The 21,514-nt window shown below is 69.6% G+C and carries 24 protein-coding genes; 14 read left to right on the forward strand and 10 right to left on the reverse strand.

The genetic code is table 11. The features are described from left to right. Positions 1 to 309 precede the first annotated feature (309 nt). The 11 genes from ABZX02_RS36325 to ABZX02_RS36375 all read left to right on the forward strand — a co-directional run bounded on the left by ABZX02_RS36325 (position 310) and on the right by ABZX02_RS36375 (position 9,892). Positions 310 to 1,989, forward strand: coding sequence for a nitrite/sulfite reductase (locus ABZX02_RS36325; protein ID WP_355305304.1), 1,680 nt, complete (start codon positions 310 to 312; stop codon positions 1,987 to 1,989). Beyond that, positions 1,986 to 2,144: an Insertion element protein gene (locus tag ABZX02_RS36330; RefSeq protein ID WP_090006108.1), complete on the forward strand. Its 159-nt coding sequence runs from the start codon at positions 1,986 to 1,988 to the stop codon at positions 2,142 to 2,144. Before ABZX02_RS36325 ends, ABZX02_RS36330 begins: the two co-directional genes overlap by 4 nt. Next, positions 2,141 to 2,836, forward strand: a complete 696-nt coding sequence (locus ABZX02_RS36335) for a phosphoadenylyl-sulfate reductase (RefSeq protein ID WP_355305307.1) — start codon at positions 2,141 to 2,143, stop codon at positions 2,834 to 2,836. The genes ABZX02_RS36330 and ABZX02_RS36335 overlap by 4 nt, the downstream gene beginning before the upstream one ends. Then, positions 2,833 to 3,735 (forward strand): sulfate adenylyltransferase subunit CysD, encoded by a 903-nt coding sequence (gene cysD, locus ABZX02_RS36340; protein WP_355305309.1) that lies wholly within the window; start codon positions 2,833 to 2,835, stop codon positions 3,733 to 3,735. Before ABZX02_RS36335 ends, cysD begins: the two co-directional genes overlap by 4 nt. Then, positions 3,736 to 5,079, forward strand: a complete 1,344-nt coding sequence (locus tag ABZX02_RS36345) for a GTP-binding protein (RefSeq protein ID WP_355305311.1) — start codon at positions 3,736 to 3,738, stop codon at positions 5,077 to 5,079. A gap of 14 nt (positions 5,080 to 5,093) precedes the next feature. Further along, positions 5,094 to 6,143: an ABC transporter substrate-binding protein gene (locus tag ABZX02_RS36350; protein WP_355305313.1), complete on the forward strand. Its 1,050-nt coding sequence runs from the start codon at positions 5,094 to 5,096 to the stop codon at positions 6,141 to 6,143. Between the two features lie 28 nt (positions 6,144 to 6,171). Then, positions 6,172 to 6,948 (forward strand): ABC transporter ATP-binding protein, encoded by a 777-nt coding sequence (locus ABZX02_RS36355; RefSeq protein ID WP_355305315.1) that lies wholly within the window; start codon positions 6,172 to 6,174, stop codon positions 6,946 to 6,948. Further along, on the forward strand, positions 6,932 to 7,804 hold the full coding sequence (locus tag ABZX02_RS36360) for an ABC transporter permease (protein ID WP_355305317.1): 873 nt from the start codon (positions 6,932 to 6,934) through the stop codon (positions 7,802 to 7,804). Before ABZX02_RS36355 ends, ABZX02_RS36360 begins: the two co-directional genes overlap by 17 nt. Then, complete coding sequence (locus ABZX02_RS36365) at positions 7,801 to 8,496, forward strand: sirohydrochlorin chelatase (RefSeq protein ID WP_355305319.1); 696 nt, start codon at positions 7,801 to 7,803, stop codon at positions 8,494 to 8,496. The genes ABZX02_RS36360 and ABZX02_RS36365 overlap by 4 nt, the downstream gene beginning before the upstream one ends. Positions 8,497 to 8,573: 77 nt before the next feature. Continuing rightward, positions 8,574 to 9,128: a hypothetical protein gene (locus ABZX02_RS36370; protein ID WP_355305321.1), complete on the forward strand. Its 555-nt coding sequence runs from the start codon at positions 8,574 to 8,576 to the stop codon at positions 9,126 to 9,128. A gap of 152 nt (positions 9,129 to 9,280) precedes the next feature. Continuing rightward, a complete protein-coding gene (locus ABZX02_RS36375; RefSeq protein WP_355305323.1) occupies positions 9,281 to 9,892 on the forward strand; it encodes a cyclase in 612 nt (203 codons plus the stop codon). A 30-nt stretch (positions 9,893 to 9,922) separates the two neighbouring features. Here the strand turns inward: ABZX02_RS36375 and ABZX02_RS36380 are convergent, their stop codons facing one another. After that, complete coding sequence (locus ABZX02_RS36380) at positions 9,923 to 10,357, reverse strand: MarR family transcriptional regulator (protein ID WP_355305325.1); 435 nt, start codon at positions 10,355 to 10,357, stop codon at positions 9,923 to 9,925. After that, on the reverse strand, positions 10,344 to 10,958 hold the full coding sequence (locus tag ABZX02_RS36385; RefSeq protein ID WP_355305327.1) for a DJ-1/PfpI family protein: 615 nt from the start codon (positions 10,956 to 10,958) through the stop codon (positions 10,344 to 10,346). Before ABZX02_RS36385 ends, ABZX02_RS36380 begins: the two co-directional genes overlap by 14 nt. A 63-nt stretch (positions 10,959 to 11,021) precedes the next feature. On the opposite strand from ABZX02_RS36385, the gene ABZX02_RS36390 reads away from it, so the two are divergent. After that, the gene (locus ABZX02_RS36390) at positions 11,022 to 11,792 is read left to right on the forward strand and encodes an enoyl-CoA hydratase family protein (RefSeq protein WP_355305328.1); all 771 of its coding nucleotides are present in this window, start codon (positions 11,022 to 11,024) and stop codon (positions 11,790 to 11,792) included. Between the two features lie 52 nt (positions 11,793 to 11,844). Here ABZX02_RS36390 and ABZX02_RS36395 read toward each other — a convergent pair whose 3' ends face one another. Genes ABZX02_RS36395 through ABZX02_RS36410 form a run of 4 tightly spaced genes read right to left on the reverse strand, consistent with a single transcriptional unit; the run spans position 11,845 to position 13,229 of the window. Next, entirely contained in the window at positions 11,845 to 12,261 is a 417-nt protein-coding gene (locus tag ABZX02_RS36395) for a hypothetical protein (protein WP_355305330.1), read from the reverse strand. 43 nt (positions 12,262 to 12,304) lie between these two features. Beyond that, complete coding sequence (locus tag ABZX02_RS36400; protein ID WP_355305332.1) at positions 12,305 to 12,568, reverse strand: barstar family protein; 264 nt, start codon at positions 12,566 to 12,568, stop codon at positions 12,305 to 12,307. Continuing rightward, the gene (locus ABZX02_RS36405; RefSeq protein ID WP_355305334.1) at positions 12,565 to 13,014 is read right to left on the reverse strand and encodes a ribonuclease domain-containing protein; all 450 of its coding nucleotides are present in this window, start codon (positions 13,012 to 13,014) and stop codon (positions 12,565 to 12,567) included. Before ABZX02_RS36405 ends, ABZX02_RS36400 begins: the two co-directional genes overlap by 4 nt. Further along, on the reverse strand, positions 13,011 to 13,229 hold the full coding sequence (locus ABZX02_RS36410) for a hypothetical protein (protein ID WP_355305336.1): 219 nt from the start codon (positions 13,227 to 13,229) through the stop codon (positions 13,011 to 13,013). Before ABZX02_RS36410 ends, ABZX02_RS36405 begins: the two co-directional genes overlap by 4 nt. Before the next feature lie 70 nt (positions 13,230 to 13,299). Between ABZX02_RS36410 and ABZX02_RS36415 the strand changes: the two genes are divergently transcribed. Further along, positions 13,300 to 14,268, forward strand: a complete 969-nt coding sequence (locus ABZX02_RS36415; protein WP_355305338.1) for a zinc-binding dehydrogenase — start codon at positions 13,300 to 13,302, stop codon at positions 14,266 to 14,268. A 58-nt stretch (positions 14,269 to 14,326) separates the two neighbouring features. Further along, positions 14,327 to 15,745: an amino acid permease gene (locus ABZX02_RS36420; protein WP_355305340.1), complete on the forward strand. Its 1,419-nt coding sequence runs from the start codon at positions 14,327 to 14,329 to the stop codon at positions 15,743 to 15,745. On the opposite strand, the gene ABZX02_RS36425 is transcribed toward ABZX02_RS36420, so the two are convergent. From ABZX02_RS36425 to ABZX02_RS36440, 4 genes are all read right to left on the reverse strand, one after another. Beyond that, entirely contained in the window at positions 15,720 to 17,249 is a 1,530-nt protein-coding gene (locus ABZX02_RS36425) for a DUF885 domain-containing protein (protein ID WP_355305342.1), read from the reverse strand. The two genes, ABZX02_RS36420 and ABZX02_RS36425, sit on opposite strands and share 26 nt — an antisense overlap. After that, complete coding sequence (locus ABZX02_RS36430) at positions 17,249 to 18,772, reverse strand: DUF885 domain-containing protein (RefSeq protein ID WP_355305344.1); 1,524 nt, start codon at positions 18,770 to 18,772, stop codon at positions 17,249 to 17,251. Before ABZX02_RS36430 ends, ABZX02_RS36425 begins: the two co-directional genes overlap by 1 nt. A 10-nt stretch (positions 18,773 to 18,782) precedes the next feature. Beyond that, a complete protein-coding gene (locus ABZX02_RS36435; RefSeq protein ID WP_355305346.1) occupies positions 18,783 to 19,829 on the reverse strand; it encodes a nitronate monooxygenase in 1,047 nt (348 codons plus the stop codon). 128 nt (positions 19,830 to 19,957) lie between these two features. Then, on the reverse strand, positions 19,958 to 21,427 hold the full coding sequence (locus ABZX02_RS36440; protein ID WP_355305348.1) for a glycosyl hydrolase family 18 protein: 1,470 nt from the start codon (positions 21,425 to 21,427) through the stop codon (positions 19,958 to 19,960). Positions 21,428 to 21,514: the final 87 nt, after the last annotated feature.

Here is a 21,514-nt window from a genome sequence, read left to right on the forward strand (position 1 = left end):
TGACAGAAATACTACGGAGTGAAACCAGCCTAGGATGTCAACTTCTCCTCGTCAATCCCAGCATTCGGTTGGCGGTGGACCACGCTCTGGACGGCATGCACACTGGGGACATGCATTCGACTGGAGTCCGCCTCGTGGCCCGCCGCCACGTCGACTTCCGTCGTGTCTCCAGCGCGATGTGCCGTCGTTCGGCATGACCGCGCGCTGATTTGTTCCCGTCAGCGCCCGGCGCGCTGACGACGCCCCCACCACGAGCACCTCCGGGCTTCTTCACGCGCACCGAGCGCCTCGAAACCCCGGAGGATGGCGATGGCCACGCCGCAGACGTCACCGCGCGCCAAGCAGCGTCGCGGCGAGGGGCAGTGGGCACTCGGATACCGAGAGCCGCTGAACCCCAACGAGCGGAGCAAGAAGGACGACAACCCGCTCAACGTCCGCGCCCGCATCGAGAACATCTACGCCCACGGCGGTTTCGACTCCATCGACCCGGCCGACCTGCGCGGCCGTTTCCGGTGGTACGGGCTCTACACGCAGCGCAAGCCCGGCATCGACGGCGGCCGCACGGCCACGCTCGAGCCCGAAGAGCTGGACGACGAGTTCTTCATGATGCGCGTGCGCAGCGACGGCGGCGCGCTCACCACGGAGCAGCTGACCGTCCTCGGCGAGATCTCGCAGACCTACGCGCGCGACACCGCCGACATCACCGACCGCCAGAACATCCAGTACCACTGGATCCGCGTCGAGGACGTCCCGACGATCTGGCAGAAGCTCGAAGCCGTGAACCTCACGACGATGGAGGCGTGCGGCGACAGCCCGCGCGTCATCCTCGGTTCGCCGGTCGCGGGCATCTCCTCCGACGAGATCATCAACGGCCAGCCGGCCATCGACACCATCCTCGAGCGCTACATCGGCGACCCGCGCTTCTCGAACCTGCCGCGCAAGTTCAAGACCGCCATCTCCGGCCTGCAGGACGTCGCGCACGAGATCCACGACATCGCGTTCGTCGGCGTCAACCACCCCGAGCACGGGCCGGGCTTCGACCTCTGGGTCGGCGGCGGCCTGTCCACGAACCCCATGCTGGGCAAGCGGCTGGGCGCGTGGGTGCCGCTCGACGAGGTGCCGGACGTGTGGGAGGCGGTCATCTCCGTCTTCCGCGACTACGGCTACCGCCGCCTGCGCCACCGCGCGCGCATCAAGTTCCTCGTCGCCGACTGGGGTGCGGAGAAGTTCCGCCAGGTCGTCGAGGACGAGTACCTGGGTCGCAAGATGATCGACGGCCCCGCGCCGGAGCAGCTGGACCAGCCGCTCGACCACATCGGCGTGCACAAGCAGAAGGACGGCCTGAACTACGTCGGCGCGGCACCGGTCGCGGGCCGCGTGTCGGGCTCGATCCTGGTCGAGGTCGCGAAGTTCGCCGAACGGGCCGGCTCGAACCGCGTCCGCTTCACGCCGCAGCAGAAGATCATCGTGCTGGACGTGCCGGACGCCGAGGTGCCGACGCTCAAGAGCGACCTCGCGAAGCTCGGCCTGCAGGTCGACCCGTCGCCGTGGCGCCGCGGGATCATGGCCTGCACCGGCATCGAGTTCTGCAAGCTCGCGATCGTCGAGACCAAGGCCCGCGCCCTCGACCTCGTCACGCAGCTCGAAGCGAACCTCAAGGACATCGTCGACGGCGTCACGGCGCCGATCACCGTGCACATCAACGGCTGCCCCAACTCCTGCGCCCGCATCCAGACCGCGGACATCGGCCTCAAGGGCCAGATCGTCACGGACGAGAGCGGAAACCAGGTCGAGGGCTTCCAGGTGCACCTCGGCGGTGGCCTCGGCCTCGACGCCGGGTTCGGCCGGAAGCTGCGCGGCCACAAGGTGACCGCGGCCGAGCTGCCCGAGTACGTCGAACGGGTCGTGCGGAACTTCGTGGCGCAGCGCGAGACCGACGAGCGGTTCGCCCAGTGGGTCGCCCGCGCCGAGGAGGGCTCGCTGCGATGACCGAACGCGCGACGCCGTTCTACTGCCCCTACTGCGGTGACGAGGACCTCCGGCCGCAGGAGGAACCCAGCTACGCGTGGCTGTGCACCGGGTGCCGCCGCGTCTTCAAGGTCTCGTTCGTCGGGCTCAACCTGCCGCAGGAGGTGAAGAAGTGAGCGATCTCAAGGAAGACCTCAAGATCGTCGCCGAAGCCGCTGAGCTGGAGCTGGAGGACGCGAACGCCGAAGAGGCGCTGGAGTGGGTCGCGCGGACGTTCGGCGACAGCTACATCGTCGCCTCCAACATGCAGGACGCCGTGCTGATCGACCTCGCCGCCAAGGTGAAGCCGGACTTCGACGTGCTGTTCCTGGAGACGGGCTACCACTTCCCGGAGACGATCGGCGTGCGCGACGCCGTCGGGGTCGTCTACCCCGAGGTGCGGATCGTGAACGCCGCCGCCGAGCAGTCGGTGGAGGACCAGGAACGCGAGTTCGGCCTGCTGTACCAGTCGGACCCGGCCACGTGCTGCAACCTGCGCAAGGTCGTGCCGCTGCGCCGCGAGCTCGCGAAGTACGACGCGTGGGTCACCGGTGTGCGTCGCGTGGACGCGCCCACCCGCGCGAACACGCCGATCGTGCAGTGGGACGAGCGCAACGGCCTGGTGAAGATCAACCCGATCGCGCCGTGGAGCGACGACGAGTTCAACGCCTACATCCGCGAGAAGGGCATCCTCGAGAACCTGTTGGTGCAGGAGGGTTATCCCTCCATCGGCTGCCTGCCGTGCACCGCGAAGCCACTGCCGGGCCAGGACGCGCGCAGCGGTCGCTGGGCCGGTCAGTCGAAGACGGAATGCGGGTTGCACGGATGACCACTGCGACGCTGGACACCCTGGGACGCCTCGAATCGGAGGCGATCCACATCTTCCGCGAGGTCGCGGGCGAGTTCGACCGGCCGGTGATCCTCTTCTCCGGCGGCAAGGACTCCACCCTGCTGCTGCACCTCGCGATCAAGGCGTTCTACCCGGCGCCGGTGCCGTTCCCGCTGCTGCACGTCGACACCGGGCACAACTTCGACGAGGTCATCGAGTTCCGCGACCGCGTCGTCGCCCAGCACGGGCTGCGTCTCGAGGTCGCGAAGGTCCAGGACTGGATCGACGACGGCCGCCTGGAGGAACGTCCGGACGGCACGCGCAACCCGTTGCAGACGGTGCCGCTGCTGGACTCCATCACTCAGCACAAGTTCGACGCCGTGTTCGGCGGCGGCCGCCGGGACGAGGAACGCGCCCGCGCCAAGGAGCGGATCTTCAGCCTGCGCACGGCGTTCGGCCAGTGGGACCCGAAGCGCCAGCGCCCGGAGCTGTGGAACCTCTACAACGGCCGGCACCGCGCCGGTGAGCACGTCCGCGTGTTCCCGCTGTCCAACTGGACCGAGCTCGACGTCTGGAACTACATCGAGCGCGAGGGCATCGAGCTCCCGGACATCTACTACTCGCACCAGCGCGACGTGTTCCTGCGCGACGGCATGTGGCTCGCCGAGGGCCCGTGGGGCACCGCGCGCGAGGGCGAGACGTTGCTGCGCAAGACGGTTCGCTACCGCACGGTCGGCGACGGCTCCTGCACGGGCGCCGTCGAGTCCGACGCCGCCGACATCCACGCGGTGATCGCCGAGGTCTCCGCGTCCCGACTGACCGAGCGCGGCGCCACTCGTGCCGACGACCGGTTGTCCGAGGCCGCCATGGAAGACCGCAAGCGGGAGGGCTACTTCTAAATGAGCGACCTGTTGAGGCTGGCTACCGCGGGCAGCGTGGACGATGGGAAGTCCACGCTCGTCGGCAGGTTGCTCTACGACACCAAGTCCGTGCTCGCGGACACGCTCGACGCCGTGCACCGCGCGAGCGCCGACCGCGGTCTCGCGACGCCGGACCTGTCGCTGCTGGTCGACGGCCTGCGGTCGGAACGCGAGCAGGGCATCACGATCGACGTGGCGTACCGGTACTTCGCGACGCCCAAGCGGTCGTTCGTGCTCGCGGACACCCCCGGCCACGTCCAGTACACCCGCAACACCGTGACGGGCGCGTCCACGGCGCAGCTCGCGGTCCTGCTGGTCGACGCGCGCAAGGGCGTCATCGAGCAGACCCGGCGGCACGCGGCAGTGCTCGCGCTGCTCGGCGTGCCGCGGCTGGTGCTGGCGGTCAACAAGATCGACCTCGTGAACTACGACGAGGTGACGTTCTCCCGCATCGCCAAGGAGTTCACGGCGCACGCCACGGCCCTGGGCTACACCGAGGACTCGGTCGTCGAGATCCCGGTGTCGGCGCTGGCGGGCGACAACGTCGTGGAGAAGTCGGCGAACACGCCCTGGTACGACGGCCTCACGCTGCTGGAGCACCTGGAGACCGTGCCGGTCGAGCCCGACCCGCACGACGCGCCGTTCCGGTTCCCGGTGCAGTACGTGATCCGCCCGCGCACGGCCGAGCACCTCGACTACCGGGGCTACGCCGGCCTGGTCGCGGCCGGCACGGTCAAGCCGGGCGACGAGGTCGTCGTGCTGCCCTCCGGCCGTCGCTCGACGGTCACGAAGATCGACACGGCGGACGGCGAACTGGCGGAGGCGGCGGCCGGTCAGTCCGTCACGCTGCTGCTGGCCGACGACATCGACATCTCCCGCGGCGACCTGATCTCGGTGGCGGGCAACGAGCCCACCGTCACCGACGAGCTGGACGCCACCCTCTGCTGGCTCGCGGAGAAGCCGCTGCGACCCGGCGCCCGAGTCCTCGTCAAGCACGGCACGCGCACCGTGCAGGCGATGGTCACCGACCTGCGCGACCGCTTCGACGAGCAGAAGCTGTCCAGTGTGGACAGCCCCGGCTCGTTGGAGCTCAACGAGATCGGCCGAGTGGCTCTGCGCCTCGCGGAGCCAGTACCGCTGGACGACTACAGCTTCAGCCGGCGCACCGGGTCGTTCCTGGTGATCGACGTGAGTGACGGATCGACGCTCGCCGCCGGACTGGTCGGGGCTCCGCTGCCGCTGCTCGAGAACGGCGTGGAGAGCTGTACCGGGGGTAGCACCGCTACCCCTGACAACCACGCCCTCGTCTCCCCCGGTCCCTGAAAGGCCTCTTCGCTGTGAACCTCAAGCCCGCCATCGCCGTCGCTTTAGTCGCCCTGACAGCTCTTTCCGGTTGCAGCCGCGCCGGTAGCTCCGACACCCCGGTCGCCGAGTCCAAGGGCGCCGCGGCCGAGGTCCGCCTCGGGTACTTCCCGAACATCACCCACGCCGCCGCGCTGATCGGCGTCGAAAAGGGTCTGTACGCCAAGGAACTGGGCAACACCAAGCTGACGACGCAGACGTTCAACGCGGGCCCCGACGAGGTGAACGCACTGCTGGGCGAGTCACTCGACATCGCCTACATCGGCTCCGGGCCGGCGATCAACGCCTACTCGAAGTCCAAGGGCGAGGCCGTGAAGCTCATCGCGGGCGCCACCTCGGGCGGTGCGCAGCTCGTGGTGAAGCCCGAGATCAACTCGATCGAGGACCTCAAGGGCAAGGTCGTCGCCACGCCGCAGCTCGCGAACACGCAGGACGTGTCGCTGAAGAAGTACCTGGCGGAGAAGAACCTCACCGGCCAGGTGACCGTGCAGAACGTGGAGAACGCCGCGTCGCTCGACCTGTTCAAGAAGGGCGACATCGCCGCTGCCTGGGCGCCGCAGCCGTGGTCGGCGCGCATCGTCAACGAGGGCGGCGGCAAGGTGCTGCTGGACGAGAAGACGCTGTGGGAGGGCGGGGCGTTCCCGACCACCGTCGTCATCGTGCGCACGAAGTTCCTGCAGGAGCACCCGGAGACCGTCGAGGCCGTGCTGAAGGGTCACGTCGCCGCCATCGACTGGGCGAAGGCCAACAAGGACGAAGCGAAGAAGGCCGCCAACGCGCACCTGGAGAAGCTCACGTCCAAGAAGCTCGGCGACAAGATCCTCGACGCCGCGTGGGACAACATCGAGCTGACCACCGACGCGCAGGCCAAGCACTTCCCGCAGCTCGCGAAGGACGCCGTGACGGCGGGCGTGGCCAAGGAGGCCGCGAACGTCGCCGGGTACGCCGACTTCACGCTGCTGAACAAGGTCCTGCAGGCGCAGGGCAAGCCGCAGGTCCAAGCAGCGGGCCTGGACAAGAAGTAGCACTTCTGACGCGAGGGGAAGGCACACCATGACCGCCACGCTCGAAACCGCTCTTCTGTCCACCGCGGACACCGCCGTCGAACTGTCGGCCGTCCGCAAGGTCTTCGGCCACGGTGCCTCGGCCGTGGTGGCGCTCGACGGGGTCGACCTCAAGGTCAAGCCCGGCGAGTTCGTGTGCCTTCTCGGCGCGTCCGGCTGCGGCAAGAGCACGCTGCTCAACATCGTCGCGGGCCTCGACGGCGCGACGTCCGGCGAGCTGCAGATCAACACCTCGCGCCCGGCCGTGATGTTCCAGGAGCCCGCGCTGATGCCGTGGCTCACCGCGGCGCGCAACGTCGAGCTGGCACTGCGCTTCGCCGGTGTCGGCCGCCTGGCGCGCAAGCGCCGCGCGCTCGAACTGCTCGAACTGGTGCGGCTGGGCGACGTCGCGGACAAGCGTCCGCACGAGCTCTCCGGCGGCATGCGCCAGCGCGTTGCCCTGGCCCGTGCGCTCGCGTCCACCACCGTGTCCGCCGACGGTTCTCCCGCCCTGCTGCTGATGGACGAGCCGTTCGCGGCCCTCGACGCCATCACGCGCGACGTGCTGCAGAGCGAGCTGCTGCGCGTGTGGGAGACCACGAACACCGCGATCATCTTCGTGACGCACGACGTGCGCGAGGCCGTCCGCCTCGGCCAGCGCGTCGTGCTGCTGTCCTCGCGTCCCGGCCGCGTCGTGCGCGAGTGGGACGTCACGGACTCCTCGGCCGAGGTCCTCGACGAGATCAACACCCATCTGCGAGAGGTCATCAGTGGCCACGCCTCCTGACACGCTCGACAAGGTCGGCGCCGGCCTCGACGCGCTCGATGTGCCCGCGGAGGCGCACAAGCCGCCGCTCTGGCGCCGTTTCCTGAAGACGGGCGTGCCGCCGCTGATCGCCTTCGCGCTGCTGCTGGGCGTGTGGCAGGCGTTGTGGGCTTCGGCCCTGCTGCCCGAGTTCCAGCTGCCCGCACCGGTCAACGTGTGGAACGAGCTCGTCCGCTCGATCTCCACGGGCGAGGCGTTCGGCATCCTGTGGACCTCGCTGCACCGCGCGGTGCTCGGCTTCCTCGCGGCCGTCCTGATCGCCACCCCGCTGGGCCTGCTGATCGCCAAGGTCCGGGTGGTGCGCGCCGCGATCGGCTCGTTGCTGACGGGCCTGCAGTCGCTGCCCTCGGTGGCGTGGGTCCCGGCCGCGATCCTGTGGTTCGGCGTCACCCCGTCCACGATCTACTTCGTGGTGCTGATGGGGTCCGTCCCGTCGATCGCGAACGGCCTGGTGGCGGGCATCGACCAGATCCCGCCGCTGCTCCCCCGCGTGGGCCGCGCCCTCGGCGCGGGCCGGCTCGCCTCGGCCCGTCACATCCTGCTGCCCGCCGCCCTGCCCGGTTACCTGGCGGGTCTCAAGCAGGGGTGGGCGTTCTCGTGGCGGTCGCTGATGGCCGCGGAGATCATCGCGACCTCCCCGCAGCTCGGCACCGGCCTCGGCCAGTACCTGCACAACGGTTCGTCGCTGAACGACATCAACATGGTGATCGCGGCGATCTTCCTGATCCTGCTGGTGGGCATCGGCATCGAACTGCTGCTGTTCCGCCCGCTGGAGCGCGCCGTGCTGCGCGCCCGCGGCCTGACGGGGGCGCTGTGATCCCGTTGATCGCCGTGGCGCACGGCAGCCGCGACCCGCGTTCGGCCGCGTCGATCCACTCGCTGCTGGACGTCGTGCGGTCGCTGCGCCCCGAACTGGACGTGCGCGGCTGCTTCCTGGACCTGTGCGCGCCGCGGCTCGGCGACGTGTTGCGCGAGCCGTCCGTGGTCGTGCCCCTGTTGCTGGGCAAGGCTTATCACGCCCGCGTCGACGTGCCGGCCGCCGTCGCCGAGTCCCGCGTGCCCGCGGCGGTCACGCCGGTGCTGGGACCGGATCCACGGCTCGAGTCCGCCGCGCTGCGGCGGCTGTCCGAGGCCGGGGTGTCGTTCGGCGACCGGTCGCTCGGCGTGGTGCTGGCCGGTGCCGGGTCGTCGCACGCGCCGGCGAACGAGGCCGTGGCCGAGGTGGCTCGACGCTGGGCTCGCGAGTCGGGCTGGGCCGGTGTGGAGGCGGCGTTCGCGTCGATCGCCTCGCCGACCGTGCCCGAGGCGATCGAGAGGCTGCGGGCCAAGGGAGCCAGGAGGATCGCGGTGGCGTCGTGGTTCCTGGCGCCGGGCCTGTTGCCGGACAAGGTCGCTTCGCTCGCCGGGGACGCCGTGGTGGCGCGGCCCCTGGGGGACGACGTCGAGGTCGCTCAGTTGGTGCTGGACCGGTACGACCAGGCCTTGGCCCGCCAGATCATCGCGGCCTGACCCCCGGGCTCAACGAAATCCCCCCCGGCGCGGCGTTGTGGCGTGGAACCATCTGCTGGACGACTCCGGGGGCCCACGTGCACAGCGATCCAGACGGCTTCGGCCACAGCTCCGACTCGAGCTCCGACCACAGCGCTCGTGACGGGTTCTTCGACGGCAGCGCGGACGACGTCCAGGACCTCCACCACGGCTTCGGGAGCAAGTCGCGGTCGCGTCGCCGTTACCGCCACGCCGACCTGTCCGGGGCACCCTCGTGGGTCAAGGCGCTCGTCTGGGCGGGCACCCTCGTCGCGTTGGCGGGCATGGGGATCGTCGTCATCGGCTTCGTGACCTCGATGGGCGGGCCCGATCCGGTCAGCACTCCCCTGACGCCCGCCTTCCCGGTGGTCGCACCGCCTCCCGGCTTCCCCGTGGACCAGCTCCCGCCCGAGCTCCAGTCCCCCGGCTTCCCCGCGGACCAGCTCCCACCCGAGTTCCAGTCCCCCGGTGCCACCGAGTTCCCCGTCCTCGGACGCGGCGTGACCCGAGCCCCCGACGGCCCGAACCCGGGGCTGGGCTTCGGGATCTTCTTCGTGGGCCTGGTGCTGGCGGCGATCGGCGCGCTGGGCCACAGCACCTCCACGCGGCGCTGACCGCCACTTCCGGCCGCCGCCACAAGATCGATCGCACAGCGCCGTTCGGGCGATGTGAACTGTGAACTGTTGACGTGAAACCTACTCATGAGTAGTCAGTTGGTTACGCCGCGTGCTGGAAATGTCCCTCGTCCACTCAACGGGGAGAGGCCATGAAGCTAGCCGCAATCGCCGTAGCCGCACTGGTGCCGACGCTCCTGTTCGCCACCACCGCGTCGGCGGCGCCGCAGACCATCACCTACAAGCTCCGGGCGAGTGCCGCCGGGCAGTCGTCGGACTTCACGCTCGACCAGGGTGTCGACGCGTCGGCGCCCGCGACCGCCGCTCCCGGCGGCGCGGTCAAGGTCACCATCGACCCCGCCCCCAACAAGATCCCGTCCGAGGCGGGCGGACGGCAGGTGCGCGAGATCAAGGGTCTCGCGCTGAAGCTGCCCGTGCCGGCCAACTCCACGTTCACCGCCGCCTCGCTGTCGGGCGGGTCCGGGCTGGGCGGCACGCCGTCGGTCGCCTTGCAGGGCAACGACGTCGTGCTCACCGTGCCCGGTCCGATCAAGGGAGGCGCGGACTTCGAGCTGCCCACCGTCACGATCGACCTGCAGGCGGGCAGCTCTGGGACGATCACCACGAAGCTGGGCGGTACCAGCTACGACGCCCCGGGCCTCACCTTCACCGCCGTCGTCACGGTGTTCGGGTTCCCGATCGACGCCGCCGCGAAGGGCTACCCGGACCCGAACCCCGTGCTGACCACGACCACGATCGGCTAGCAGTTCCGGTGCCCCACCCCCTGCCGGGCATCAGGACGTAGCCGCGACCAGCTTGGTCATCGTGGCGAGCGTCGTGCGCAGGTCTTCCAGCGAGACCTGCGCACTGACGCGGTTCGCCCACTCGTACTGCGCGTCCCGCAGCCGTTCGATGGCCTCGTACCCCGCCTCGGTCGGGCGGACGAGCTTCGCGCGGGCGTGCGCCGGGTTCGGCAGGTACTCCGCCAACCCCTTGTCCACCAACAGGTCCGCGATCCGCTGCACGGACTGGCGGGCCAGCCCCATCTCCCGCGCGATGCCCGAGACCGACAGCGGTTCGCGCAGCACGGCGCCGAGCACCTGCCACCACGCCGCGGTCAGGCCCACCGGCTTCGTCATCACCTCCGCCGCGTCGAGGAACGCCCCGTACAGCCGGAACGTCCTCATCACGACGTCGGTGAGCACGTCTCCCGACTCACTCCTGGACACTCGCCACCAGCTTCCCGAACGCCTCCGCGCTGTCGTCGCGGTTGAACTCGTACCAGGCCTGCAGGGTCGCCGAGGAGAACGTCTCCAGCTCCGCCAGCACCTCGCGCGCGAACTCCAGCGACGACGCGCCGCCCGCCGTGATCACGCCCTGGTCCCGCACCACGCGTTCGTCGCGGTAGAGCGCCGCTCCGCCGTAGGACCCCAGCGCCTCCGGGAAGTTCGACGTGTGCGCCACGTCGTCGAGCAGACCCTCTGCCGCCAGCGCGACCGTCGCCCCGCAGATCGCCGCGACCGGCTTGCCCGCCTCGCGGAACCGCCGCGCGAGCTTGCCGAACGCCGCCAGCTCGCCGGTCTCCCAGCCGTCGCCGCCCGGCAGCACGAGCATGGCCGCGTCGTCGACCGACACGTTTTCCAGCGCCACCTCCGGCAGCATCCGCACGCCGCCAAGCGTGCGGATCGGCTCCAGGCTCAGCCCGACCGTCCGCACCTGATAGCGCCCCGGCTGCTGCTGGAACTGCTGCATGTTCACCTGCGCGGCCACGTGGCCGTACTCCCAGTCCGCGAGCTGGTCGGCGAGAACGAGGTACACCGTCTGTGTCATGACAGCATCCTGTCATATTTGACAGCATGCTGTCAAATATCCGGAACGGCTAAGGTCAGCTCCATGGCAGACGAGCTGGTCCACTACGAGGTGCGGCGTGGCATCGCGACGATCACGCTGGACTCCCCGCACAACCGCAACGCGCTGTCCTCGCAGCTGCGCCGGGAGCTCAGGGAACACCTGACCGCGGCAGCGCAGGACGACGGCGTGCGCGTGGTCGTGCTGACCCACACGGGGCCCGTGTTCTGCTCCGGCATGGACCTCAAGGAGGCCGCCGGGGCGAGCGCCGGCGACCAGGGCGTCAACGAGTTCCCCGCGATCCTCGAACAGCTCTGGACGAGCCCGAAGCCGGTCGTCGCCGCGCTCAACGGCCCGGCCCGCGCGGGTGGCGTCGGCATCGTCGCGGCGTGCGACATCGCCGTCGCCGACGCCAAGGCGACGTTCGCGTTCAGCGAGGTCCGGATCGGCGTCGTGCCGGCCGTCATCTCGGTGACGGTGCTGCCGCGCCTGCTCCCCCGCCAGGCCCACGAGCTGTTCCTGACCGGCGAGACATTCGACGCCGAGCGGGCGAAGGAGATCGGCCTGCTCAACGCCGCGACCGACGACGTCGACGCGGAGGTCCGCCGGTACGTGGACATGCTCGCGCTCGGCGCGCCCACCGCGCTCGCGGCCACCAAGGAGATGCTGCGGCAGGAGCGGTCCACGAACCTCGGCGAGGTCTTCGCGGACATGCTGGAGCTGTCGGCACGGCACTTCGGCGGCCCGGAGGGCCAGGAGGGCATCACGGCGTTCCGCGAGAAGCGCAAGCCGTCCTGGGTGCCGGCAGAGGACTAGGTCGCGACCCGGGGGTTCGCCACTGCCGCCCGACGGACTGCCGGGCGGCGAACTAGAACCAGCCGGTGCACTCGATGACGCCCTGCGACGACCCGCAGGCGCGCATGAGCTTGCCGTCGTTCTTGAACGCGTCCGTGTACTTCGCGGAACCCGAGTCGATCCTGGTGTACCCGAGGAAGCCCTCGTGCCCGTCAGCCGAGGGCTCCTTGCGGTCGGTCCAGATCTCCTCGCCCGGCGTGCCGTGCGAGATGCGGCCCCACGCGCACTTGGACTTGTTCGACGCGCGCAGCTCGACCACCCGGCCGTTGCGCATCGTCACGGGGTTGTCGCCGTCGAGCGTCTCGAACGGCGTGAACGGCGACTCCTGCGAGCAGTCCGGGTCACCGGCGAAGGACACCGCGGGACAGAGCAGCCCGAGAACCACGGCGGCGCCGAGCACACAGCTCAGGCGACGGAATTGCGTCTCCATGGAACGGCACTGTCCACTCCGGACCAGGAATGCGCAGCCCCAGTCACCTTTCCGTGCGAATCACGCGCACTTTCCGGTCACCCGACTCGGCGCTCTGCTTCGCCGCGTCGCGCAGCACCTCCAGCACCGACGAGTCCAGGTCCGACGGCACGACCAGCACGTATTCGCCCGCGGGCAGCCACGAGAGGTCGGTCAGGCTGTCGTACAGCGCGTCCAGGTTCTGCCCGAACCACGACGGGAAGTCGAGCGCCGCGGCAATGGCCGAGATGGCGGCGGATTTCTCCGAAACGAGAATGTGCCGTTTCATTTCTTGACGTCCACGACGACGAACGACGAATAGTGGTCACCGGTGTAGAAGACTTCCTTCTGCGACCCGGTGACGATCCGCCGCGCGCCCCGGTCGGGACTCCCCGGCGTCGGCACGGTGAACTCCTTGTAGTACCCGGAGTCCTTGGCGGGCAGCCGCTTCTCCCGGTTCTGGAACGTCACGCCGTCGTTGCGCGGGTACGGGAACGGCCCGTTCGCCTCGATCAGCTTCCACGTCTTGGCGGCCTCGGCGGGCAGCTTCGACAGCGCCTGGACGTCCAGGCCCGAGTTCGAGCCGGGCACGGTCTCGCCCTGCGCGGCACTCGTGACGACCGGCTTGGTGGTGTCGGGCGGCGCCGAGGAGGTGTTGTCCTTGACGAACCACCCGACGACGACCAGAGCGATGAGCCCGACCAGTGCGAAGGTCAGGCGACGACCAGGACTCACGCGGCGACCTTCTCCGACTCGGGCTCCGGCTCGGGTTCGGGAGAGCCGACGGACGCGGGGTTGTTCGCTCCCCAGTCAGCGACCCGGTCGATCAGCCGCGCCACGCCCAGGCAGAGCGGCAGGACCACGATCATCACCACGGGGAACTGCACGGCGACGGGCAGCTGCACGACCCACAGCTCGACCCCGTCCCACCACTGCACCAACCAGTCCACCCGCCCGACTCTAGTCCCGTGACCCGTGTCACGGGACTTGGCCACGATCCAGGTGGGTATGTTGCGAACCATGTTCGCCGTCTACGCAGCAGAACCCAGTCCCGAGAACCCGCTGGCCTCGCTCCGCGTCGGCGAGCGCCCCGACCCCGAGGTGCCCGCCGGGTGGGTGCGCGTCGCGGTCAGGGCCGCCAGCCTCAACATGCACGACCTGTGGACGTTGCGCGGCGTCGGCATCAAGCCCGAGCAGTTCCCGATGATCCTCGGCTGCGACGGCGCCGGCGTGCTCGACGACGGCACCGAGGTGGTGCTGCACTCCGTCATCGGCGACCCGAACTGGGACGGTGACGAGACCCTCGACCCGAAGCGCACGCTGCTCACCGAGAAGCACCAGGGCACGTTCGCCGACTACGTGGTGGTCCCGGCCCGCAACGCGCTGCCCAAGCCCGCGGACCTGTCGTTCGCCGAGGCCGCCTGCATGGGCACGGCGTGGCTGACCGCGTACCGGATGCTGTTCGTGAAGTCGGGCCTGCGCCCCGGCCAGACGATGCTCGTGCAGGGCGCGTCCGGCGGTGTGTCGACCGCGCTCATCCAGCTCGGCCGCGCCGCCGGGTTCCGGGTGTGGGTCACCGGCCGCACCGAGGAGAAGCGCGCGCTGGCGACCAGCCTCGGCGCGCACGAGACGTTCGAATCCGGTGCACGGCTGCCCGAACGGGTCGACGCGGTGTTCGAGACCGTCGGCAAGGCCACCTGGTCGCACTCGATGAAGTCGCTCAAGCCGGGCGGCATCGTCGTCATCTCCGGCGCGACGTCCGGTGACGCGTCCGCGGCCGAGCTGCAGCGGCTGTTCTTCCTGCAGCTGCGGGTGGTCGGCTCGACCATGGGCACGCGTGAGGAGCTGGGCGACCTGATCCGGTTCTGCGCCCTCAACGACCTGAAGCCGCAGATCGGCGCCGAGCTCAAGTTCGAGGACGCCGAGCAGGGTCTCCAGGCGATGCTGGACGGCGACACCGCGGGCAAGATCGTCTTCACCCGGTCGTAAATGGTGCAAAACGCCCTGCTGGTCAGCGGGTGAACACGAATCGCGTGACAGTGTTCCCATGACTACGCAGGGCGTTTTCCGGCGCAAGCCCATAGATCAGATCGCCGAGGACAAGGGCGACGGGCTCACCAGGACGCTGGGTCTGTGGCAGCTCACGGCGATCGGCATCGGCGGCATCATCGGCGCGGGCATCTTCTCGCTCGCGGGTGCCGTCGCGAACAAGACCGCCGGACCGGCCGTGCTCGTCTCGTTCCTCGTGGCGGGCGTCGCGAGCGCGGCGGCGGCGTTCTCGTACGCGGAGTTCGCGGGCCTGATCCCCAAGGCGGGCAGCGCCTACACCTACGGCTACGCGGTGCTGGGCGAGATCGTCGGCTGGTTCATCGGCTGGGACCTGCTGCTCGAGTACACCGCGATCGTGGCGGTGGTCGCGATCGGCATCTCGGGCTACTTCACCGAACTGCTGAGCCTGCTGAACATCCACCTGCCGCAGTGGATGCTGGGTGCGCCCGGCACGGAGACGGGGGACGTCGCCGCGGGCACGTACAAGGTGAACCTGTTCGCCGTCGTGCTGTGCCTGCTCATCGCGTACGTGCTGAACATGGGCATGAAGAACGCCGCACGGTTCGAAACCACGTTGGTGTACTTGAAGATCGCGGTCGTCGCACTGGTCGTCATCGTGGGTGCGTTCCACATCGACACCGCCAACTACAACCCGTTCTTCCCGTTCGGCATCTCGGGTGCGCTCACGGGTGCGGCGACGGTGTTCTTCGCGGTGTTCGGCTACGACGCCATGTCGACGGCGGCCGAGGAGTCGAAGGACTCGCAGCGGCACATGCCCAAGGCGATCCTCTACTCGCTCGCCATCTCGATGGTGCTGTACGTGCTGGCCTGCCTGGTGCTGACGGGCATGGTGAACTACAAGGACGTCGACTCCGAGTCCGCGTTCGCCACGGCGTTCGCCGACATCGGCCTGCCCGCGCTCGGCATCGTCATCAGCGTCGGCGCGATCCTCGGCATCACGACCGTGCTCTTCACGTTCCTGCTGGGCGCGGCCCGCGTCGGCTACTCGATGAGCCGCGACGGCCTGCTGCCCCGGTGGTTCGCGAAGACGCACCCGGTGAAGCACGTGCCGTCGCGCATCACCTGGGTGCTGGGCGTCGCCTCCGCGGTCATCGCCGGTTTCCTGCCGATCGCGGAGGCCGCCGAGCTCACCAACATCGGCATCCTGCTGGCGTTCGTCGTCGTGTGCGTCGCCGTGATCGTGTTGCGGTACAAGCAGCCCGACCTCCCGCGCACGTTCAGGACGCCGGGCATGCCCGTGGTGCCGGTCATCGGCGTGATCTTCTCGATCTGGCTGATCACGTTCCTCACCCCGGAGACGTGGCTCCGGTTCGCGGTGTGGTTCGTGATCGGCCTGATCATCTACTTCGCCTACTCGAAGCGGCACTCCGTCATGGAGCGTCCGCCCACGCGGTGACGATCTGGTCGAGGGTGGAGAGCGGCACCGCGCCGCTCCCCACCACCAGGTCGTGGAACGCCTTCACGTCGAACCTCTCGCCCAGCTTCGCCTGCGCCTCGGACCGGATGCGCAGGATCTCCAGGCGCCCCACCATGTACGCGAGCGCCTGCCCCGGCACCTCGATGTACCGGTCGACCTCGGAGATGATCTCGGGTTCGGCCATCACGGTGTTCTCGCGCAGGTAGTCGATGGCCTGCTGGCGCGACCAGCCGAACGCGTGCAGGCCCGTGTCGACGACGAGCCGCCCGGCGCGCATCGCGTCCAGGCCGAGCATGCCGAGGCGCTGCTCGTCCGACGAGTACAGGCCCATCTCGTCCGCGAGGCGCTCGGTGTAGAGACCCCAGCCCTCCAGGTACGCCTCGATGAACGCGAACCGGCGCATGTCGTGCATGTCGGTCTCGGCCGCGATGCTCACCTGGTAGTGGTGGCCCGGGACGGCCTCGTGGAACGCCGTCACCTCGGACAGCGTGCGGCTGCGTTCGGTGGCGCCCAGCGGGTTCAGCCAGTAGGTGCCCGGACGGCTGCCGTCCTGCGCCGCCGGCATGTAGAACGCGATCGGCGCCGTCGTGCGGCCCGCCTCGTCGACCAGCCGGACCTCGCACTCGGACTTCGGCATGCGGCCGAACCACTTCGGCGCCTCGGCCTGGGCCCGCGCGATCGCCTCGACCGCGCTCTCGACCATCTGGTCCTCGTTGTCCCACAGCAGCTCGGTGCGCAGGCGGCGGAAGATCTCCGGCACGTCGCTCGTGCCCCACAGCCGCGACCCGATCTCCGCGTACTCGTCGCGCAGCGACGCGATGACGTCGAGGCCGAGCCGGTGCAGCTCGTCCGGGGTGCGGTCGGTGGTCGTGTAGTTGCGGACCAGCCTGCGGTAGTTCTCCTCGCCCTCGGGCAGCCAGCACAGGCCCGCGTGCTCGTCGGAGCGTCCGTCCTCGATCGACGCCAGCACGTCGCGGAACTCGGCCACGGCCGCGCGGATCTCGGCGGAGTGCTCGCCCTCCCACGGCTGTGCGGGCGAGGCGAGGAAGGCCTCCACGCGCTCGATGCCGACCGCGACGTGCCGCTGCAACGGCCTGCGGTCCGAGTCGCGCAACCGCTGTCCGGCCTGCCGGATGTAGCGGGGGAACTTGTCGAGCCGCTGCGACACGTCGACCTTCGTCGCGATCATCAGCAGGCCGTTGACCGGCGCGGTCAGGCCCTGTGCGACGGTGTGCTCGACCAGCCTCGCGTTCGTGCGGTCGATGATCGCCTGACCCTGGTGCCGGATGACCGCGAGGGTGACCGGATCCTCGTCGCTGGTCTCGGCGCGGTCCAGGATGTCCTGGATCCGCGCGTTCATCGCCTGCTCGCTCTCGACGCCCAGGTCCTCGAGCTGGTCGTCCCAGCCCGGCAGACCGAACATCGCGGCGGACAGCGGCGACGAGTCCATCACCGCCTGGAACATCTCATCCGCCAGTGACATCAGGCCCTCCCAGACCACTCGGAAACAAGACCACCCAATGTGGACAACGGTACGATGCCGTTCTCCAGCACCAGGTCGTGGAACGCCCTGATGTCGAACCGCTGCCCCATGAACTGCTGCGCCTCGGTCCGGATGCGCAGGATCTCCAGGCGCCCCACCATGTACGCGAGTGCCTGGCCCGGCGTCTCGATGTAGCGGTCGATCTCGCCCTCGATCTCCGAGTTGTCCATCACGGTGTTCTCGCGCAGGTAGTCGACGGCCTGCTGCCGCGACCAGCCCAGTGCGTGCAGACCCGTGTCGACCACCAGCCGTCCGGCGCGCATCGCGTCGAGCCCCAGCATGCCGAGGCGCGCCTCGTCGGAGGAGTAGAGGCCCATCTCGTCGGCGAGCCGCTCGGTGTAGAGGCCCCAGCCCTCGAGGTAGGAGTCGATGAACGCGAACTTGCGCACGTTCGTCAGCTCGGTCTCGGCGGCGATCGAGATCTGGAAGTGGTGGCCGGGCACGGCTTCGTGGAACGCCGTCACCTCCGACAGCGTGCGGCTGCGCGAGGTGGCGTCGAACGGGTTCAGGAAGTAGATGCCCGGTCGTGAGCCGTCGAGCGCCGCGTCGACGTAGTACGCGAACGGCGCGTTGGCGCGGTCCTGCTCGGGCGTGAACTGGACCTCGCAGCGCGCCCTGGGCAGCCGGCCGAACCACTTCGGCGCCTCGGCGTTCGCCCTGACGACCGCCTCCTCGGCGCTGGTGAGCATGTCGTTCTCGTTGGCCCACAACAGTTCTGTTCGCAGCCGCCGGAAGATCTCCGGCACGTCGCTCGTGCCCCAGACCCGTGAGCCGATCTCCGCGTACTCCTCGCGCAGTGCCGCGATCAGGTCGAGGCCGAGCTGGTGCAGCTCGGTGGGCGAGTAGGACGCCGTCGTGTAGTCGCGGACCAGCTTGCGGTAGTTCTCCTCGCCCTCGGGCAGCCAGCACAGCCCGGCCTGCTCGTCGGGGCGGCCGGGCAGGCCCAGCAGCACCTCGCGGTACCGCGCGAACGCCGGGCGCAGGTCCGCGTCGCCCTCCCACTCCTGGCGCGGCGAGGCGAGGAACCGCTCGACGTGCTCGGCGCCGCTGCGCACGTGCCGGCTCAGCGGCCTGCGGTCGGTGCCGGTCAGCCGCGCCGCCACCTGGTCGAGGAAGCGCGGGACGGCGTGCCGCCGCTGGGAGAAGTCGACCTGGGAGGTGCTGCGCAGCAGGAACGTCACCGGGGAGTTCAACCCCCTGGCCACGCTGTGCTCGACCAGTCTCGCGTCGATGGCGGTGATGATCGAGGTGGCCTGGTGCCGGATCACGTCCCGCGACACCGGGTCCTCGTCGCTCGAGTCGACGCGGTCCAGGACGTCGGTCAGCCGTGCCCGCAGCTCGCGGTGCCCCTCCGGGCTGTGGTCTTCGAGCCTGTCGTCCCAGCCGGGGACACCGACGAGGGTGGCGAACAACGGGTTCCAGTCCATCATCGCCTGGAACGTCTCATCAGAGAGCGAGGTCACGCCCTCCTTCTTAGCCGCGCCCGAACCTCTCTGCCAACGATTTGGCCACCTCGGTCACTTCGGCGCCGAGCCGTCGCACGAGGTCGCCCGCGGGTTCGGTGGTGGCGAGCGGGTAGGTGGTGCCCGCCCACAGCGACATGACCTCGACCTCACCGGTGGCGCGCACCGGTCGCGTCAGGTGGTGCACGTTGGGGTACGCGGCGGGCGCGTGCGGGCCGTGCTCGATCAGGAACCGGTTGACCAGGCCCCGTGCGGGCCGGCCGCTGAACGCCCGCGTGAGCGCGGTGCGCCGGGCCCCTCCGGCGAGCGCTTCCCGTTGTGCCGCATTGGTTCCGGCCTCCGGGCAGCCGAGGAACGCGGTGCCGAGCTGCGCGGCGACGGCCCCCGCCGCGAGCACCGCGGCGACGTCGGCGCCGGTGACGAGGCCGCCGGTCGCGATCACCGGCAGGCCGACGGCCGCGCGCACGAGCCGGATCGCCGCGAGGGTGCCGTAGAGCTCACCGCCGCCTGGCGAGATGCCGTCGTCGGCGAACGTGCCGCGGTGACCGCCCGCGTCCGAACCCTGCACGCACAGGACGTCCGCGCCGATCTGCTGCGCCTGCCGGGCCTCGCTGGGGGTGGTGACGGTCACGACGATCGTGGAGCCCGCCGCGCGGAGCCGCTGGACGTCGTCGACGTCGGGCAGGCCGAAGGTGAACGACACCACGGGCACGCGCAGCGCGAGCACGAGTTCGAGCTTCGCCGAGTAGTTGTCGTCGTCCCAGCGCGGGTCGCCGGGGACCGCGCCGACCTGCTCGGCGGAGGAGGTGACGCGCCGCACGTACGACGAGATGTCCGCTGTCGGACGTGTGCCGGGCACGAACAGGTTGACCCCGAACGGCTTGCTCGTGAGCTCGCTCGTGCGCGTGATCTTCTCCGCGAGCTGCTCGACGGTGAGGTAGCCCGCCGCGAGGAACCCGAACCCGCCTGCCTCGTTCACCGCGGCGACCAGTTCTGGGGTGGAGGGGCCACCTGCCATGGGCGCGGCGATGACGGGCACGGCCAGCGTGTGGAACATGGGGGACAACCTAGTTGGATCGGGCGGCGAATGCCTGGTGAAGACGCTGTGTCGTTGCTGACGCAAGGGGTCGTGGGACGGCACCGGCGCCACGTCCACAGTGGACGTGGCGCCGGCCGTTCCGTCATCTAGGGCAGGGAGTCCAGATGAGGGGCGACCGTGTTGGCGAACTGCCAGTTGTTCGAGGCGTCCCAGTTGATCGACCACGTCATGGCGCCGCGGATCGACGGCCAGGTCGTGCTCGGCTTGAACGTCCCGCAGCCGGTGCCGCGGGCGAGGCAGCTGAGCGCGTTGTTGACGTTGGACGGCGACTGGTAGCCGCCACCGGCGCCGGACGGCGACGCGGGCAGGCCGAGGCCCACCTGGTCGGCGCGCAGGCCGGACTGGAGCTGGATGCACGCGAGCGCGGTCAGGAAGTTCACCGTGCCCTGGCTGTGGACCTGCTGGTCGCAGCCGAGCATCGTGCCGGAGTTGTAGTACTGCATGTTGACGATCGTCAGGATGTCCTTGGTCGCCAGCGCCAGCTTGAAGTACTCGGCGTTGACGTTCTGCATGTCGATCGTCTGCGGCGCCATCGTGATGACCTTGCCGCCGCCGGCGTGGATGTCGCGCAGCGCCTGGCCCATGTACTGGGCGTTGACGCCGTTCTCCAGGTCGATGTCGACGCCGTCGAAGCCGTACGACGAGATCAGGCCCTTGACGCTGTTGGCGAAGTTCGTCGCCGCGGTGCCGTTGCCGACGCTGATCGTGCCCTTCTCACCGCCGACGGAGATGATCACCTTCTGGCCGCGGGCCTGCACGGTCTTCACGTCCGCGCGGAACTGCGCGTCGGTGTAGCCGCCGAGCTGGCTGCTCAGACCGGGGTCGAGGTTGAACGCGACCTGGCCCTGCACCGCCGTGGCGTCGGCGAACGAGACCGCGATGATGTCGTAGGTGGTGGGCACGTCGGCGAGCTTGAGAGCGCGCGCACCGTTGTAGAAGTTCTGCCAGTAGCCCGTGAGGACGTGCTTGGGCAGACCGGTGTTCGGCGGGTTGCCCGTCGTCGTGGTGGTGGTCGTCGTGGTCGTAGTGGTGGTGGTCGACGTCGTGGTGCTCGTGGTGGTCGGCGGGGTGCCGGGACCGTCGAGGTTCACGTCGTCGGCGAAGTACGCGGGCTGGCCGTACCAGCCGTGCAGGTAGATCGTGACGCTCGTGGCGCTGCCCGTCGTGAAGTCCACGGACAGCTGGGAGAAGCCGCTCGAACCGGGGGTCCAGGTGTTCTTCTCCACGCCACCGGTGACGCCGAGGTAGACGTAGCTGCCCTGCACCCACGCGGACAGCTTGTAGGCCGTGTTCGGCTGCACCGTCACGGTTTGCTGGCACCGCGCGTTGCTCTGCCCGACGGGGGCGCCCTGCAGCGCGTACTGCCCGGTGCGCTTGGTGCTGTTGCTGACGCTCGTGCCCTCGGTGCAGGTCCAGCCGCTCAGGTTGCCGGCCTCGAAGCCGCTGTTGGCCGCGAGGTTCGCGGCGGCGGCGTTGCCGTTGATCACCAACACCAGACCGGCACAGGCGAACAGCGCGGACAGCAGCGCTACAGCTGCTCGTCTGGTCTTGGACATGGTCCACCTCCACACATCATGCGGCGGCCATGTTGTGAGTGGACTAAAAATGGACTAGACCACTGCGTCCGGTCAAGACCTGGTTTA

It is taken from the genome of Lentzea sp. NPDC003310 (assembly GCF_040610935.1).
In the GTDB taxonomy this organism is placed as follows: domain Bacteria; phylum Actinomycetota; class Actinomycetes; order Mycobacteriales; family Pseudonocardiaceae; genus Lentzea.

Excerpts from the sequence above, each read along its gene's own strand:
- ABZX02_RS36325 (WP_355305304.1), top strand. The coding sequence starts at position 310 with ATGGCCACGCCGCAGACGTCACCGCGCGCCAAGCAGCGTCGCGGCGAG.
- ABZX02_RS36330 (WP_090006108.1), top strand. The coding sequence starts at position 1,986 with ATGACCGAACGCGCGACGCCGTTCTACTGCCCCTACTGCGGTGACGAG.
- cysD (WP_355305309.1), top strand. The coding sequence starts at position 2,833 with ATGACCACTGCGACGCTGGACACCCTGGGACGCCTCGAATCGGAGGCG.
- ABZX02_RS36345 (WP_355305311.1), top strand. The coding sequence starts at position 3,736 with ATGAGCGACCTGTTGAGGCTGGCTACCGCGGGCAGCGTGGACGATGGG.
- ABZX02_RS36355 (WP_355305315.1), top strand. The coding sequence starts at position 6,172 with ATGACCGCCACGCTCGAAACCGCTCTTCTGTCCACCGCGGACACCGCC.
- ABZX02_RS36375 (WP_355305323.1), top strand. The coding sequence starts at position 9,281 with ATGAAGCTAGCCGCAATCGCCGTAGCCGCACTGGTGCCGACGCTCCTG.
- ABZX02_RS36385 (WP_355305327.1), bottom strand. The coding sequence starts at position 10,958 with ATGACACAGACGGTGTACCTCGTTCTCGCCGACCAGCTCGCGGACTGG.
- ABZX02_RS36390 (WP_355305328.1), top strand. The coding sequence starts at position 11,022 with ATGGCAGACGAGCTGGTCCACTACGAGGTGCGGCGTGGCATCGCGACG.
- ABZX02_RS36395 (WP_355305330.1), bottom strand. The coding sequence starts at position 12,261 with ATGGAGACGCAATTCCGTCGCCTGAGCTGTGTGCTCGGCGCCGCCGTG.
- ABZX02_RS36400 (WP_355305332.1), bottom strand. The coding sequence starts at position 12,568 with ATGAAACGGCACATTCTCGTTTCGGAGAAATCCGCCGCCATCTCGGCC.
- ABZX02_RS36415 (WP_355305338.1), top strand. The coding sequence starts at position 13,300 with ATGTTCGCCGTCTACGCAGCAGAACCCAGTCCCGAGAACCCGCTGGCC.
- ABZX02_RS36420 (WP_355305340.1), top strand. The coding sequence starts at position 14,327 with ATGACTACGCAGGGCGTTTTCCGGCGCAAGCCCATAGATCAGATCGCC.
- ABZX02_RS36425 (WP_355305342.1), bottom strand. The coding sequence starts at position 17,249 with ATGTCACTGGCGGATGAGATGTTCCAGGCGGTGATGGACTCGTCGCCG.
- ABZX02_RS36435 (WP_355305346.1), bottom strand. The coding sequence starts at position 19,829 with ATGTTCCACACGCTGGCCGTGCCCGTCATCGCCGCGCCCATGGCAGGT.
- ABZX02_RS36440 (WP_355305348.1), bottom strand. The coding sequence starts at position 21,427 with ATGTCCAAGACCAGACGAGCAGCTGTAGCGCTGCTGTCCGCGCTGTTC.